The following is a 15,003-nucleotide window of genomic DNA, read 5'->3' on the forward strand; positions in this document are numbered from 1 at the left end:
CGATGAAACTCAAGTTCAAGGCCCAGGCCTACCAGGCTGCAGCGGTACAAGCCGTTGTTGCCTGCTTCAAGGGGCAACCACCTGCGTCAGCGGAGGCCATTAGCTATCGCATCGACCCTGGCCAAAGCAAGAAGGGCGTAGACGATCTGTTTTCCGAGTCCGGCTTCAAGAACGCGGACTTGGCGCTGACGGACCTGCAGTTGCTGGACAACATCCAGCAGGTGCAACGCATCCAAAATCTGCCCATGTCCGACTCGCTGGTCAAGACTAAGGTCGCCCGCGTCAACCTTGATGTGGAGATGGAAACGGGCACTGGCAAGACCTACTGCTACATCAAGACGATCTTCGAACTGAACCGCCACTATGGCTGGAGCAAGTTCATCATCGTGGTCCCCAGCATCGCGATTCGCGAGGGCGTGGCCAAGTCGCTGGAGATCACCGCCGAGCACTTCTTGGAGACCTACCAGAGGAAGGCGCGCTTCTTCATCTACAACTCCAAGCAGCTGCACCACTTAGAGAGCTTCTCGTCCGATGCGGGCATCAACGTCATGGTCATCAACGTGCAGGCCTTTGCTGCCCGTGGTGCCGACAACCGCCGGATATACGAGGTGCTGGACGACTTCCAGTCTCGGCGCCCGATCGATGTCATAAGCGCAAATCGGCCCATCCTAATCCTGGACGAGCCGCAGAAGATGGAAGGCGCGCAGACTTTGACATCCTTGGAGGAGTTCAAGGCCTTGATGGTGCTGCGCTATTCGGCCACGCACAAGACAACGCACAACAAGATACACCGCTTGGACGCGCTGGACGCCTATAACCAGAAGCTGGTGAAGAAGATCGCCGTGCGCGGCATCGCGGTGAAGGGCCTTGCGGGCACCGCCGGCTACCTGTACCTGCAGTCCGTCGAGATTTCCAGCAAGAAGCCCCCCGAAGGGCGCGTCGAGTTCGAGCAGAAGCTGGCGGGCGGCAACATCAAGCGAGTGGTTAAGAAGCTGTCCAAGGGCGACAACCTCTATGACCTGTCGAACCAGTTGGACCAGTACCGAGACGGCTTCGTGGTGGCAGACATCAACGCCAACACCGATACCTTAAGCTTCACGAACGGCCTGCAGTTAACCGTGGGCGATGCCACCGGTGATGTGACCGAAGCTGCACTGCGCCGCATTCAGATTCGCGAGGCGATCAAGGCCCACTTCGACAAGGAGCAGGCCCTGTTCCAGCAAGGCGTTAAGGTGCTGACGCTATACTTCATCGACGAGGTGGCCAAGTACCGAGACTACTCTCAGACCGACGAGAAGGGTGAGTACGCCCGCATATTCGAAGAGGAATACAACCTGCACCTGGACGAAGTGCTGGGCCTCGACGAGACGCCCTACATCAAGTACCTCAAGGACATCCCTGCCGAGAAGGCGCACAGTGGCTACTTCTCGATCGACAAGAAGACCAAAAAGCTGGCCGACCCTACTGTGGCCGCACGGGGAGAGAACGCGGGACTCTCTGACGACGTAGATGCCTATGACCTCATCCTGAAGGACAAGGAAACGCTGCTCTCTTATCCGTCACCCAGCGACAGTTCAGAGATGCACGCGAAGAAGTCCGTCCGCTTCATCTTCTCGCACTCGGCCCTGCGGGAAGGCTGGGACAACCCTAACGTGTTCGTGATCTGCGCGCTTAAGCACAGCGACAACACGATCTCTCGTCGCCAAGAAGTCGGCCGGGGCCTACGCTTGTCCGTCAACCAGCACGGCGATCGCACGGACCATCCGGCCATCGTCCACGACGTGAACGTCCTCACCGTGGTGGCGAGCGAAAGCTACAAGGACTTCGTCGCTGCCTTGCAGAAGGACATCAGCGAATCGCTGTCTGCCCGCCCGAAGGTGGCCGACGAAGCGTTCTTCACTGGCAAGGTGATGAAGACGACCACCGGGGATGTGGAAGTCACGCCGCAGTTGGCGAAGCAAATCTACAAGTACCTGCTTAAGAACGACTACACCGACGATGCGGACCGTATTACGGGTGCGTATCACGACGCGAAGAAGAACGAGACTTTGGCCGAGCTGCCACCGGAACTGAAACCCTATGCCGCCCAGGTCTACCAGCTAATCGATAGCGTGTTCAGCGCCAGCCAGTTGCCTGAGATCGGTGACGACCGCCGCCCCAAGAAGAACCCGCTCAACGCCAACTTCGACAAGCAAGAGTTCAAAGCCCTCTGGAACCGTATCAACCGCAAGGCGGCCTACAGCGTGACCTTTGAAGAGGCCGAGCTTGTTCAGAAGGCCGTGGCCGTGCTGAACGACAAAGAGGCGGGCCTTCGCGTCACCCCGTTGCAGTACACGATCCAGCATGGGGAGCAGGCCCAGGCCGTGACCTACGAGGGCATCAAGTCGGGCGAAGCCTTCAAGCTCAAGGCTACCGAAACCGAGGTGAACCGCCAATCGGTGCATTCGGCGGTCAAGTACGACCTGATCGGCAAGCTCGCAGAAGGCACGCAGCTCACTCGACGCACGATTGCTGAAATCTTGAAAGGCATGAACGTTGCGGTCTTCGCGCAGTTCAAGACCAACCCCGAGAGCTTCATCGCTGAGACCACCCGCTTGATCAATGAGCAGAAGGCTACGGTCATCATCGAGCACTTGGCCTATAACCCCGTGGAAGACAAGTTCGACCTCGACATCTTCACGGCGGGTCTGACAAAACAAGACTTCAGCAAAGCCGGCGACAAACTACAACGACACATCTACGACTATGTGCTGACCGACTCCAACATTGAACGCCAGTTCGTCAAGGAGTTGGACACCAGCAGCGATGTCGTGGTCTATGCGAAGCTACCGCACGGCTTCCTGATTCCCACGCCGGTAGGTGACTACAACCCCGACTGGGCCATCTCATTCAAAGACGGCACGGTCAAGCATGTCTACTTTGTGGCCGAGACCAAAGGCTCCATGTCCACCATGGAACTCCGCGAGATCGAGAAGACGAAGATCAGATGCGCGCGCAAGTTCTTCGATGAACTCAATCAGCGTTTCGCCCCCGAGAACGTCAAGTACGACGTCGTGGACAGCTTCGCGAAGCTGATGGAAGTGGTGAAGTAGCCCTCTTCCACTAAAAGCCTACGGCGGCCCCGGATAGAGAGGTGCGCGGGAACTACTAGCCCACCTGGCATCGGTCCATGCACCGGCTTCTCGCCCCGCCTTCCCCCCAACCATTTGGGCCGACGCTGATGCTGAAATTCCCCGCTGCTCTCAACAGAACTGAAGCTTGAACAGCATCGCGTCCTTCACACGGCGCGTTCGGATGGTGAACATCCAGTGGATTGGCTCCAGGCCCCCAATGGGCGTCACACCCCCGCCGCGTTCAACGCCATATTCTCGGGCGAACACTTCTTGCAGGGAGAACTCCCAGTCGTCGGTTGGTTCCCCCTCCCAGTTGTTCTCACACCACCGAAGTTGCGCGTCGATCTCTGGCCCGAACTCGTCCGGGAACGTTTGGAACTCGTACCAAGTTCTGCCCGCTGGATCCTTGTCTTCTTGCACCGTGAACTTCACTCTGCGTCCTTTCTTGAATGCTCTACCCGTTTCGCCGTGGCTGCGTACTGACCGTGAGCGACTTACAACGCTCGAAGTGATGCCGCCGCATTGCTCCCCCTTGCCTGCCTGACTTGGAGCAGTGCGGACAGCGGACAACGGGCAATGCAAGGTGCGCGTCGGCGATGCTGTCCTTGTGGGTCTTGGACTTTGCGACGCCGGACCGCGTGGCGCTCATCTTGTCGCGCGTGCAAACTGAGTGCGACCGCCCTAGCTTGGCCTCGCGGCTGTTCTCTTCGGAGGCTTTGATTTCGACGTTCCCGACCGCGTAGTCGCCCAAGTCGTCATTTCGGGCCATGCAGAACTTGCCGCGCCCGTTGCCTCGCAAGTGCAGCTTGCCGCTGTCGATCCAGACCTGCAGCCACTCCTCAAAGGTCATCGTGACCTGGATTCGATGGCCGTTGCGATCCGGCTTTCGGCGGGCCTGCGTCTTCCTCTGTACGTTGTATGCGTCGCGCAGCTTGCGCAGCTCTTGATCCGTCAGCTTCATGCTGATCTCCTCTTGTATTCGGCCTACACTGGGCCGAACTCCAGTCTGCGTTCGCAGCTGTTTCCTCGCAATATTTACTTGGGGCGCCATGGCCTGCACGGCGCGCTATGCACCGTGCAGCCCCATAGACACCTCTGGCAGCACCGTGGCTTGACGATCAGCATGCAACCTGACGCGGAGTACTCGGCCAAGCTCACGCGCCCTGGGGCGCGGAGCAGATGAAGCTGAAGCTGCTTCTGGCGCAGCATCCCGCGCCCGAAAGATGCGAGGTTCACCACCCTAGATAAGTGCGGCGAAACTCCCCTCCTGTTGGCTCGTACCAGAACAAGTCTTTCGCGAACCGACCAGGGAAAGGGTCGGACATCAGTCGATCTTCAGGCCCTGGTAGCTTCTGCGATGGCTTCTGACCCGCTGGATTGCCATAGGCAGTGAGTAGGTTCCCCGGCTGGTAGGTGGCCGGGTTGAGGATGCCTTGGTGCAGAAACGTCTTCGCGTCGTCCTCACGAAAGAAATACACGCCGAACCCGCCGTGCCGACGCGATGTGATGTACGTGTCGTTGAATCCCCCTATGCCAGCGATTCCCGCAAGACTTCGACCGACGTTGATGACTGCGTCGCTGTCCGCGTCGTCAAGCCACGAAAATTTCCCGTTCTGCGCAAACAAGAATCCGCGAAGCCGCTCACGCGCTTTCCTGCTCTCACGCGTTGCCTGGTCACGTAGGTAGGGCCACTCCAGCTCTCTATGAATGGTCTTGCCGTTTACCTTGACAAGTCGCGGATCAGCAGCTGCGACCTCGAAAAGCTTAACAAACGTCACACCGGTCATACGGGCTCTCCCCCCGCGTCAGCGATAGGCTCGCTGGACTGCACCGGCGAGAGCGGCAGCGAGGTGTTGAGGGTCTTGGGGCTCAGGCGATGGCGATGCTTTGCGAAGTACGCGAGCTTCGCCGCTGTAAGTGCGGCGCTGTTCTTCACTATCGCGCGGACCTGCAACTCGCGTGAAGGGCTATAACTGGCAATAAGCACGTACTCGGAGTCGAAGTCTTCTCCCGTAAATTCGAAGTGGCTGGCGTCGACCTTAATGGAGCCGATAACTTTCGCGAGATCGGCCGAAACAAGGGCCGATCGCTGGCGAGGGTTAAGACCTTTGTTCTTGTTGCCCGTCCGAATTTCTTCCACACCGCCACAAGCGTCGATCCACGGTGCGAGGTCTCCGGGATACAGCGGGCTACCACCCGGACCCGCCGTCAGCGCTGCGCGGCAGGTTTTCACATAAGCGTGTTTGCGCGACCGGCTGCCGTGGCCGAACACTGCCAACACGCACTGGTCCATCAGCGGGCCGTCTCGCTTCACCGCCACCTTGTGCTCGTTCAGAAACGCGCGCAGTTGTCGTCGCATGTCGTCGCGGACCGCCCTCTCAGGCTCGTTGATGATGTCGAGCGCGAGCTGATAAGTCTTTGTGAGCAGGGAATGCAGGCGTGCGCGGTAGGTCTTGAATGCCCTCGCTTCGAACTGCTCGTGCTCCTTTCTGAGGCTATGGAGACGTGGCGTAATCGACGCCGCGATATCGGCAACGTAGTCATCGCTCTCACCGGCAGGGTGCGCGTTGGGATACAGCTCGCGGATCTGAGCAGCCGCCTTTTCCTTCGAGTTCACGGGCTTATTGTTCGTCGGTCGAAGAGCTTTGGCAATTGCCTCCGCTTCTTCCCGCGACGCGATGCTAATTCTCGGGCTCTTTTTCGCCGCATTCTTTGCCGCGGATTTATCCAGGGTAGCAGTGATCATTGGGTTCCTTCATTCGTTGCGCCGGATTGCGAATGCAGTCTCTAAGCATCAACAGGGCGCTATTGAAATGGAGAGTGGGTTTGAACTCTAGGAACACTTAGAATTTCGCCGCATGGCGCAAACTGTCCCGGTTTCGAAACATCGAGTCATGGAGCCCTGGAGGCTCAGACAAACCGACCTGCGGGTCGACGGCTACCACGTCGAGTCAAGCGCAAAGCTCGCCGAATGCATGCTGTTTTTTGAGTACCTTCGTTGCAGCCCGAGCTATAGACTCGCAAAGCTGAAGGCGCTACATAAGTGGCCCGCGGGCGTAAAAGAGCCCAAACACTTCGAGGAAGTGGAGAGGACCTACTCCTCGTTGGGAGACGTGGACCGAGTGCTCTTTCGGTTCTGGTGGAGGGAGCGCGGCATCCGCGTGTTCGGAACACCAAGCCCCAGTGCAGTGCAGCAACTCGCCAAAGTCCCAGCAGGGAAGCTCAAGGACCCAGCCGCACTCCACGCTGCCGTCGACCGATACTTGGAGAAGACGCGGCCAGCCCAAACCGATCCGGGGTTCCTGTTGGTTGCACTGCCGCTGAACATGAGCAAGGCAGAGATGACTAGGCAGGTTGCGTACCTTGCCGAGCACCACGGAGCTGCCCAGCCCGAGGTGAAGCCGATCCTGACGATCGGTGACACCGTGGTGGTGCGGCAACCCGACCTCGTTAAGGGAGTCAAGCTGTTGTGGTTCCACGCTGGCGGTCCGGACAACGAGCCGTGGCGTCTCGGTGCGCTCGCCGGGATAGGCCATCAAACCACCCGGGATAAGCAGCCTAAGTTCAAGCTTGATGCGAACGGCCGCAGGCGGGTCCGTGAGCCAGGAGAAGTTGGCGCCCGAGAGACTATGAGCAAATCCACGAGACGGGCGCTCGAACGCGCGGAAGTGCGTGCCGAAAACGCAGCACGTGGCCATTTCCCGTGCGACGACGAGATCGACCATTCACTGTTTGACTACAAAGAGCTGGGGGAACGAATTCGCACTTTGCGCGCTTGGACCAAGAAGGAGCAACAACGTCTCCTGGACGAACAGCACGCGCATTTGAACGAGGCAGCGTAGGGTAATTCGACTAGGCATTCTGTTCAAATCTTTCGCCGCCGGTTCGGCGACCGCTCAATCTGCATTTAGGTTGATGCGGCTGTAGCCGGAATGCATCCTCCGTCCGCATCGCAGATGCGGAGCAACAGGATGCACATCACTCAAATTGCCGACGCGTACGTACTTGAATACCTGGCACTGGTCGCGGTCGGCGCGACGCACGAAGAAGCAGTAGCGCAAATTGCGCAATCGAACGAACTCGATATTTCGCAGGTGGAGGTCAAATGCGCTTCGCATTAGGCCGCGTAATCGCCACGCGAAACTGCCTCGATCATTTAGTCTCCATCGGAGCAAGTGTCCTGCCCTACTTAGATCGGCATCAACGCGGCGATTGGGGCAATCTAGGGAGCTCAGACAAGCGAGCGAATGAGCAAGCGGTGCTTCACGGCGCAAGGATTCTCTCCAAGTACCTGCTCAAGGACGGAACGCCAATTTACGTGATCACCGAAGCGGACCGCAGCTACACGACGGTCATGCTGGTCGGCGATTACTAGCGCGGTCTACAACGAGCTGTCATTCTTTTCTTGATCCGCCGCGCAGGTGAACCAATCCTCTGGCATACGGCAATTGCGCCGCTTTCCAAAGGAAGAACAAAATGTCCAAGGTCAAGACTCTCCCGGCCGCGCAAGCCGATTCGCAAGGCTTCATGGCCGCACTCGGCAAGCTAGCGCAGCCCTTCACAAAGCCGGACGTGCCGAGCGATCCGGTCGAACGCATGCGTGCCAAGTTCGCTGCCCACGTGGACGCCACGATCAAGGCCATCGGCGAAGGTGCCGACAAGGGCAAGTGGTTCCGCAAGCAGTCGGACGGGACGTTCGTCCTGAGCTTTCGCAACGCCAACTCGGCGCTGACGCTGAACGGCGCCAAGCAGTTCCAGGTCGCCGACGCGGAAGCTGCGATCAAGCTGCTGGAAGCTGCCAAGACCGCAGCTGCTGCGGGCGAGTTGGACGACGCACTGAAGGCTACCCAGCGCAAGCCGCCGGTGCGCAAGAAGAAGGAAGCTGAGACCGCCTAATCCCGCGGCTAACCCTCTCCACCGATCCGTGTCATGCAGCTTGAGAGCTGTCTGTCGCGGATCGTCCTTTGGAGTGCTCACTCATAGAAGGGGCGTCGGGTGATGATGACCTCAACGTGCTGACTTCTGACAAGGAACAAACCTTCAAGAAATCTAAGAGACCTGACAAGCACCAACGCGAGTACACATGTACAGCTCTTGAGTGTTTCGTGATGCCTTCAGACGACTAGACAAGACAAAGCAATCTATTCGTCTACTGGCTACCGTAGTAACTCTCATCTCGTTCCGCGTTTGCATTACGCACCGCGCATTCTTATCGACTAGGTCTTTTCGGAACCCCAAGCAGCTGTTGTCCAAGCAACTGCAAAACCGCGAATATCACCCTTTTCAGGAAGTCGTATCACTTGGCATCGAGAGATTGCCAAGACCTGCGCCCCTCACGGACCATCGGTCCAAACATACAGGCATGGGTGGGGTTTTGGGCTCTTGCCAGGCTGGACGCCGTTTTTACAGAACAAACCCCTTCCGGGAACAAACTGAACGCTGCTTATGACACGTAGGCGACGTTGACCTGCTGGGGTTCCCAGCGCGACGCAGCGAGTGTCACTAGCTCCGTCTCGACCTATTTAGCATCCGTGGTCGCGATCAGACCTGACGCAAGAACCAGCGTTGATCGAGCTTCGCGCATGCGGGTTTCGAATCTCGCAACGCACGCCGCGTACTTGCGTTGTTCTGCACACGAAAAGACCGACGACAGGAAAATTAAACGGAAACAACTAATCCCGAGGTGGAAATATCAATCGATCCGCGCATTTTCTGCGCACGACCCATACCCCTCTGGAAAATCGCATGCCTTCTGACGTAGCCAGAGGCATGTAGTACAACGTTTATTGCACGGGGCTGGAAATGTATTTCCTGCATCGGGTGCAGCACTGCTTAATGTCCGATAATGTCGGCAATCTGATGCCGTTCGTACTCGCCGGACACAAGGTACCGGCGCAACTCTCGATCAACCTCGCGCGCAATCATCTCTAAGCGATCGCGGTTCATTTGCTCAAGCCGTTCAGCAGCACGCTTTCGACGCAGCTTGCTGCGATCCATTGGTGTCGGCAGATTTTCCGAAGACGTATCCTCGGTAATTGTTGAGAATTCGTAATATCGCACCAAAAATACCTCCGTTGAGGTATTTAGTGGCGGACGCGTCCGAAACGCTGAAACTTGTCTTTGTGTGTCCGACTACTGAAAAAGCTTGAGGAGCAATCCGAGCACCAACAGCCAGAGGAGCAGCTTGAAAGCTGCGGTCAGCAGCCACTGGACGAAGCGCAGCAAGTGCGGCAACAGGACGATCACTGCAACCCAGAAAAGAAGGCGTTGCATGTTGTGTTACCTCACAACTGACAGCTTTGGCGCAGGGCTGGCTTTCCCTTGCGCCTGCTGCATGCTGTCCAACACGCGAGCTGCCTTCTCCGCAACTGCGCCCGTTTCCACGTGGCTGTAAACCATCGTGGACTGGATATTTCGGTGGCCGAGCAGCCCCTGCACTTCCACTAGCGACATGCCGCTGTTCAACATGCGGGAAGCGAACGTGTGACGTGCGGTATGGAGCGTGACCTTGCCAGCTTCCGCCGTAACGCCGATCCGATCCAGCGCCGCGCGCAACCAAGCGTAGTTGTTGTTGTGGCGACGCTTGGTCGGGAATACCCATTGATCCGCAGCCGCTGACTTCCGACGGCCAAACATTGCATGAAGCTGGTCACTCATGACCAACGTGCTATCCAGCCCGCCCTTCTGGCGATGGATGCGGACCTTGCGTCCTTCCATGTCCACCTGAGACCACGACATCCGCGCGATCTCCCGATAGCGCGCCCCAGTGTGCAACAAGCCAATTAGCAAGTCCGTGTTGTCCTGCCGAGCCTTGTCAGTTCGAGCGCACTTGCCAGGGTACTTGGCTTTCGGGTCTATGGCAGCGAACAGCGCTGCTTCTTCTTCAGCCGACAAATACCGCAGCCGGGTCTTTTCCGGGTACATGCGCGGGAGCTTGACTGCGGTTGCCCACTTCTGCTCCTCCGCGAAGCGGACAACCGCATTCCAGTAGGAGACCGACACGACCAGCGTGTTGTGGGACGCCCCCGCGTCGCGGCGCTTCTGAACAACACTCTGAAGTTGCGCAAGGGTCAGGTCGCCCATGCGGACGTTCGGCAAGGCCAGGAAATGCTTCAGGTGGACTTGTGCGTTGGCGTGCCCTCCCGACCCCTTCCTTGCGTCAAGGAAAGCCTTGATAACCGAGTGCAGCAGGACGGGCTTGGTGCCCTTGAGGACGACTTCCTTGATCGCTTCCGCTTCCCAAAGCGCTGCGATCTGTTCGGCGAGCTTCTTGTCGCCGGTCTTGGTGCTACGCGCGAACGTATGGCCCTGGACGACTTTGCGCCAGTGCCAGATTCCGTTGCGTTCCGTCAGTGCCATTGCGTCCTCGTTGTCGTTTAACACGACGGAGGATGCGTTCGGGTGGCAACCGGATCAACTATTTGTTGAATCTGCTCGCACCGCGCGCTGCACCACGGTCACTGGTTCATACAATGCTGGTGCCATGACGATCACGCGCAACTACGTTCTGTTCAACCGCCCGCCAGCGAAGTTCGCCCCAGGGATTAACAAGCGGAATAGTGCGACCATGCTGCGGCAAACGCCTACCGGCAATGTGCGCGCAGAGATCAAGTGGGACAACGCTCCACAGTTGAACTCCGCGTACGAGATTGCGCACGACTTGGGCCTCAGCGCCACGTTTGCACTTTGTGAAGTCAATGTCGAGGTTGATATCGGCGGCAACGTGCAAGAAGTTCGAACGCACGTGGTACTGAGCGGGCGGTTCGAGAGCGATCAGGATGCTGCCAAGTGGGAGAGCCTGCGTGATCAACTCGACGTGCAGGAGAAGCTCAGAGACGGTTAGCGTCCACACGCCCTGGCCGCGGCGTACGGCGCAAGCATTATCTTGGCAAATTTTGCGGCGAGGCATAGAGTCCGAAAGGCGGCGAAGGCATGAGCGGATATGCGTTGTTCCAGATGTGGGGACCGTTTCGGCAGTCGCTGATCAAAGGTCACCTCTTCTATGTTGAACAAGCACGAAAGCGTTTGCTTTCGCAGTTCGACGACATGGGGGCTGATGCGGACCGAGCAGCCGAAGAATGGCTACAGCAAAGCGGCCCGCACTTCGACCCAGATCGCCATGACCCGGCGGACTTCTACGAAGCGGCCCACGACGTTGGCATTGAGTTCTACGGCCTCTTGAGCGACTTGCGCGACCAGACCCGCCTGAGTGTTGTCGCCGGGATGTTTCATGAATGGGACAAGCAGCTACGCGACTGGCTGGTACGCGAGATTCAACATTGGCATCGTGGCAGCAATGTCCACATGAGAGTATGGTCAGCTGACTTCGGCCAGCTCACTGAGCTGCTGGAGAGCTTTGGCTGGAATGTCCGTGGCGCGGACTATTACCACACGCTGGACGCGTGCCGCCTTGTGGTCAACGTTTACAAGCACGGAAAGGGGAAATCTCTCGACGACTTGAGAGATGGCTTCGCTGAGTATCTCGATGATCCCTTGAAGGCGCTAGGGGCTGGGCTGTCGAGTACAGACTACCGTGACCACACGAACCTCAAAGTGAGCGACGATCAGCTCCAGGCTTTTTCGGACGCGATCGTGGCGTTTTGGCGCGATGTTCCAGAGAACGTCATGGACACCCAACTTACCGAAGTGCCGGACTGGTTTGGCAAGGCAGTCCTGAAGGATCGCGCAGAATCGCAACACGCGAGGAAGAAGTGAGAGGTGGCACGATAGGGCAGTTCCCCCTGTCTCAGCTGGTCTTGGCCGCTTCACGCGCCCCAAAGTTCTTCGAGGTTCACGTCCTCGCTGTCCGGCTGCTTCTCCTTGTCCAGAATGTCCATCTGGAGAATCATCGGAAGATCAAACGATGTCCCAGTGACCACACAAGAACCTTTGGCCAGAGTTGGTATGAGCCCACGTGAAAGTCGATCCAGCGTCGTGATCGTATTCTCCAACAAGGCGAGGTCACGATCATTGACCAGCCGATGGATGAAGAAATTGTGCAGCTGCGAAACTACTGTTGGCGAGATATCTGCAGGCCTCTGGCTGGAGACAGTAAGAAATACGCCGAACTTCCGCCCCTCCTTAATAATTTCCTCGAACAACTCCAGCCGGTAGTCCTTCCAGCTCTCATGCTCCCTTGTCGAAGCTTGAGAAAGGATGTTGTGAGCTTCGTCGATGATCAAATGAATCGTTTGATCGGGCGGTGTCGCGACCTCTCTTTTGTGCTCTTCGTAGTAGTGCTTGGCCACTAGCAGCGGCATTATTTTTTTCATCTCACTGTTGCACTTCCTCAGTGATATGACGGTAAGGAGCGGAGGTTCCGCAGCCTCAGCACCAACTTCAATCACCTTTCGAAGGTGAGTCAACGACGCTTCGATTCGCTTGAGCAGTGGTTGGATGTGGTCAAACTGAACAAAGCCGTGGGTTACGTCCTGCGCCAAACGCAGGTTCGATCTCACTATTAGTTGATCGAAGGAGTCCAAGCCGCTCGCATCAAGTGCGTCTACCAGTTCCTCAAGTTGCTCTTCATAGCCTTGGCCGTTCGACTCGAAGTACGTCGTGTGCGTCGCGTGCTGCCGAATGAACTTCTGTTGCTGCCCGTGCCAAGTGATGGCGCCCAGCTCATTCAGCAGTGCGTCATTGCCGATGATCTGCGTTACTGTTCTAAGGAGATCAAGCGCCTCGCGCTTGGGAGAAGCCGCAGAGAACACAGCGCGGAAGATGCTCTTTACGTAGTTGGTCAAAGAGTTCTGATTCTGGCCGTACTTCTGCCGACCCTCAACAATGCGGTTGAGAAATGGACGCTGAGTGTTCTGGGTTGCCTGAAAGAGGATGCTAAGAACCTCCAAGCTCCAGAACTCGTTTTCCCTGAGCCTGAACTTGTCGCCTGTCTGACCCGCCGTGGACAACTTGAGGATGGTTTTGGACTGCACAGGCAAAAGCTGATCTCCCGTGTACTCTCCATTGAAGTCAAGAACTACGAACCTGCTGTGACCTTGCATCGCAGCGCCCTTCTTCTCGAACAGCACTGTGTACAGCTTTGCGAGGGTGTTCGACTTTCCGCTCCCAGTGTTCCCAAAGATTCCGATGTGCGAATTGAAGAGTACGCGCCACGGAAGTGAAACCGGGATGTCCTCCTTCAGCATGCGTCCGATAACGTAGCCTTCGTCCCAAGTCTTGCCATAGATGGCTGAAACCCGTTCCTCCTGCATCAAGAAGGCAGCATCCTTGATCATCGGCATGTACTTGATGCCCTCTCTGAACGCGCCTGCTTCGAAGTAGCCAATCGGTCGCACTTCGACCTTCCGGATATATCCGAACTTGCCATCCTTCGAACCTTCGATTCGAGATTCATCAAGGTACTCACCCTCAACGAGGCATACGATGTCTCGGAAGCCTCGCTGAATTGAGATGAACTCGCGGATTGACACGCCCTTGAACTTGGACCCGTCGTAGTAAAGCGTTTCCTTGCTCGACTCTTCATCCACACGCAGGATGATCCGCGTTCCCTGAACAGCGATCACTTCGCCGATTCGAATGCTCATTGGGCCGACCCTTGCGGCGGAAGATCTGCCGCGGCATGCGCACCAGCACCAGCACCAGCACCAGCACCGGCAGCCGCGTCTGCGGCCGGAGCCGGCATAGAAGAGGACTGCTTGGCGGCATGTTCACGCAACGAAAACACGCTCTCATTGAAGGCAGCAAAGTCCAAGGATCCGTCGTCCAACGTTAGGCACTGGACGTTCCTGAATCCCTTGAAGTGCGCCTTCATTCGGTCAGCTTCTGCTGCATCGAAGCAGCAGACGAACACCTGCAGCCTTGGATTCGAGAGCGAGCGACGGACAAGGTTGAGGATGTGTTCGTCGGCAAATGAAAAACCGAACGTGATCAAAACGGCGTTCGGTCGCTCCAACTCATAGCTGAGAAGCCGGAGCATTTGGTAGTAATGCTCTTCAAAGACTGTCTCGTGAAACTTCCATTTTGTGGGATTCACGATCGGCAGCTGCTCGTACTGGCTCCAAAATTCCGCTCTCTCGTTGGCAGGGAACTCAAACGTTGGCAGGTCTTCGATCGTCTTGTCCTCAGACGCAAGACTCGCAGAGAATTGCGTTAGCACCTCACCTGCAACTGCTGGCACGATGTCGGCATCCCCTGTGGGCTGATAGTTGACTGCGATGTTGCCGTCGGCTTTCCGCCAGTAGACGCTCCCGTGCAAATGAATCAGGTTGATCTGCGGCACGCTGGTATGGTGCAGATCGAATACGCCTGACTGGCATAGAAAGCTGTTGAAGTTGCGTGCCTGGACAACCTTTCGATGGAAGCCCCTTGTGCCGTCGTTGAGCACGAAATCTATCGAGCCGGCTTCAAGGATGGCATCCGCCATGTGCGAAAAGCAGCCGTCATAGTTCGTCGTGAACACATTGCAGCGCTTGTCGAGAGGCCGGCGACGATCAAGGAGCGTGACTAGCGTTTCGATGAAGGATCGGTAGTTGTTCAGGACTCCAACCTTCTGCGGGTTCCCATCCACGCTCTGAATGGTGAACTGGCACACGGGCCTGATGCACTCGCGGTAGTAGTGCATGAACAGAAGTGCGTGGCGGTCCAAGTCCTTCTGCTGGTCGAAATGCGTCGCGAGGGTCTCGATTGTTTGGGCGTGCCCATCGGCGTCTTTGACTTTCAGCGCAAGCGTCGGGAACAGCCCAAAAGATGCGCCGGACCCAATAAGAAAGTTCAAATGGCTGTCGTAGACGTCCTCGACCTTGATAAGACTGCTCATGCCGCTCCCTGCCTAGAAGCTCAGCATTTTGGTCGGACTCCCTCAGCGCGACAATCAGGCGTTTGTGCTGATTTTGTACAGGTGGCCAGCGTTGCAGCAGCGTGGCCCCAAGCG

At 57.2% G+C, this 15,003-nt stretch carries 15 protein-coding genes; 6 read left to right on the forward strand and 9 right to left on the reverse strand.

Annotated elements, in window-relative coordinates:
* Nucleotides 1-2 precede the first annotated feature (2 nt).
* Entirely contained in the window at nucleotides 3-3,092 is a 3,090-nt protein-coding gene (locus AC1DSA_RS21145) for a type III restriction-modification system endonuclease (protein ID WP_477892870.1), read from the forward strand.
* A 150-nt stretch (nucleotides 3,093-3,242) separates the two neighbouring features.
* Here AC1DSA_RS21145 and AC1DSA_RS21150 read toward each other — a convergent pair whose 3' ends face one another.
* From AC1DSA_RS21150 to AC1DSA_RS21165, 4 genes are all read right to left on the reverse strand, one after another.
* On the reverse strand, nucleotides 3,243-3,545 hold the full coding sequence (locus tag AC1DSA_RS21150) for a hypothetical protein (RefSeq protein WP_477892871.1): 303 nt from the start codon (nucleotides 3,543-3,545) through the stop codon (nucleotides 3,243-3,245).
* 22 nt (nucleotides 3,546-3,567) lie between these two features.
* Complete coding sequence (locus AC1DSA_RS21155; RefSeq protein WP_477892872.1) at nucleotides 3,568-4,074, reverse strand: hypothetical protein; 507 nt, start codon at nucleotides 4,072-4,074, stop codon at nucleotides 3,568-3,570.
* Nucleotides 4,075-4,345: 271 nt separating this feature from the next.
* Nucleotides 4,346-4,900, reverse strand: coding sequence for a hypothetical protein (locus tag AC1DSA_RS21160; RefSeq protein WP_477892873.1), 555 nt, complete (start codon nucleotides 4,898-4,900; stop codon nucleotides 4,346-4,348).
* Entirely contained in the window at nucleotides 4,897-5,859 is a 963-nt protein-coding gene (locus AC1DSA_RS21165; protein WP_477892874.1) for a hypothetical protein, read from the reverse strand. The genes AC1DSA_RS21160 and AC1DSA_RS21165 overlap by 4 nt, the downstream gene beginning before the upstream one ends.
* Before the next feature lie 112 nt (nucleotides 5,860-5,971).
* On the opposite strand from AC1DSA_RS21165, the gene AC1DSA_RS21170 reads away from it, so the two are divergent.
* The 3 genes from AC1DSA_RS21170 (at nucleotide 5,972) to AC1DSA_RS21180 (ending at nucleotide 8,009) form a co-directional block, all read left to right on the forward strand.
* Complete coding sequence (locus tag AC1DSA_RS21170) at nucleotides 5,972-6,955, forward strand: hypothetical protein (RefSeq protein ID WP_477892875.1); 984 nt, start codon at nucleotides 5,972-5,974, stop codon at nucleotides 6,953-6,955.
* A gap of 129 nt (nucleotides 6,956-7,084) precedes the next feature.
* Nucleotides 7,085-7,234 (forward strand): hypothetical protein, encoded by a 150-nt coding sequence (locus tag AC1DSA_RS21175; RefSeq protein WP_477892876.1) that lies wholly within the window; start codon nucleotides 7,085-7,087, stop codon nucleotides 7,232-7,234.
* A 406-nt stretch (nucleotides 7,235-7,640) separates the two neighbouring features.
* Entirely contained in the window at nucleotides 7,641-8,009 is a 369-nt protein-coding gene (locus tag AC1DSA_RS21180; RefSeq protein ID WP_477892877.1) for a hypothetical protein, read from the forward strand.
* 936 nt (nucleotides 8,010-8,945) lie between these two features.
* On the opposite strand, the gene AC1DSA_RS21185 is transcribed toward AC1DSA_RS21180, so the two are convergent.
* From AC1DSA_RS21185 to AC1DSA_RS21195, 3 genes are all read right to left on the reverse strand, one after another.
* The gene (locus AC1DSA_RS21185; protein WP_477892878.1) at nucleotides 8,946-9,173 is read right to left on the reverse strand and encodes a hypothetical protein; all 228 of its coding nucleotides are present in this window, start codon (nucleotides 9,171-9,173) and stop codon (nucleotides 8,946-8,948) included.
* A gap of 72 nt (nucleotides 9,174-9,245) precedes the next feature.
* A complete protein-coding gene (locus AC1DSA_RS21190; RefSeq protein WP_477892879.1) occupies nucleotides 9,246-9,386 on the reverse strand; it encodes a hypothetical protein in 141 nt (46 codons plus the stop codon).
* 6 nt (nucleotides 9,387-9,392) lie between these two features.
* Nucleotides 9,393-10,472: a tyrosine-type recombinase/integrase gene (locus tag AC1DSA_RS21195; protein ID WP_477892880.1), complete on the reverse strand. Its 1,080-nt coding sequence runs from the start codon at nucleotides 10,470-10,472 to the stop codon at nucleotides 9,393-9,395.
* Between the two features lie 124 nt (nucleotides 10,473-10,596).
* Between AC1DSA_RS21195 and AC1DSA_RS21200 the strand changes: the two genes are divergently transcribed.
* Both AC1DSA_RS21200 and AC1DSA_RS21205 read left to right on the forward strand, forming a co-directional pair.
* Nucleotides 10,597-10,956 (forward strand): hypothetical protein, encoded by a 360-nt coding sequence (locus AC1DSA_RS21200; protein ID WP_477892881.1) that lies wholly within the window; start codon nucleotides 10,597-10,599, stop codon nucleotides 10,954-10,956.
* An 89-nt stretch (nucleotides 10,957-11,045) separates the two neighbouring features.
* The gene (locus tag AC1DSA_RS21205) at nucleotides 11,046-11,828 is read left to right on the forward strand and encodes a hypothetical protein (protein WP_477892882.1); all 783 of its coding nucleotides are present in this window, start codon (nucleotides 11,046-11,048) and stop codon (nucleotides 11,826-11,828) included.
* 50 nt (nucleotides 11,829-11,878) lie between these two features.
* Here AC1DSA_RS21205 and AC1DSA_RS21210 read toward each other — a convergent pair whose 3' ends face one another.
* Nucleotides 11,879-13,657, reverse strand: a complete 1,779-nt coding sequence (locus tag AC1DSA_RS21210; protein WP_477892883.1) for an ATP-binding protein — start codon at nucleotides 13,655-13,657, stop codon at nucleotides 11,879-11,881.
* Nucleotides 13,654-14,889 carry a hypothetical protein gene (locus AC1DSA_RS21215; RefSeq protein WP_477892884.1) on the reverse strand — a complete coding sequence of 412 codons (1,236 nt, stop codon included), beginning with the start codon at nucleotides 14,887-14,889 and terminating at the stop codon, nucleotides 13,654-13,656. The genes AC1DSA_RS21210 and AC1DSA_RS21215 overlap by 4 nt, the downstream gene beginning before the upstream one ends.
* Nucleotides 14,890-15,003: the final 114 nt, after the last annotated feature.

The organism is Ramlibacter sp. P4_H7 (genome assembly GCF_056400765.1).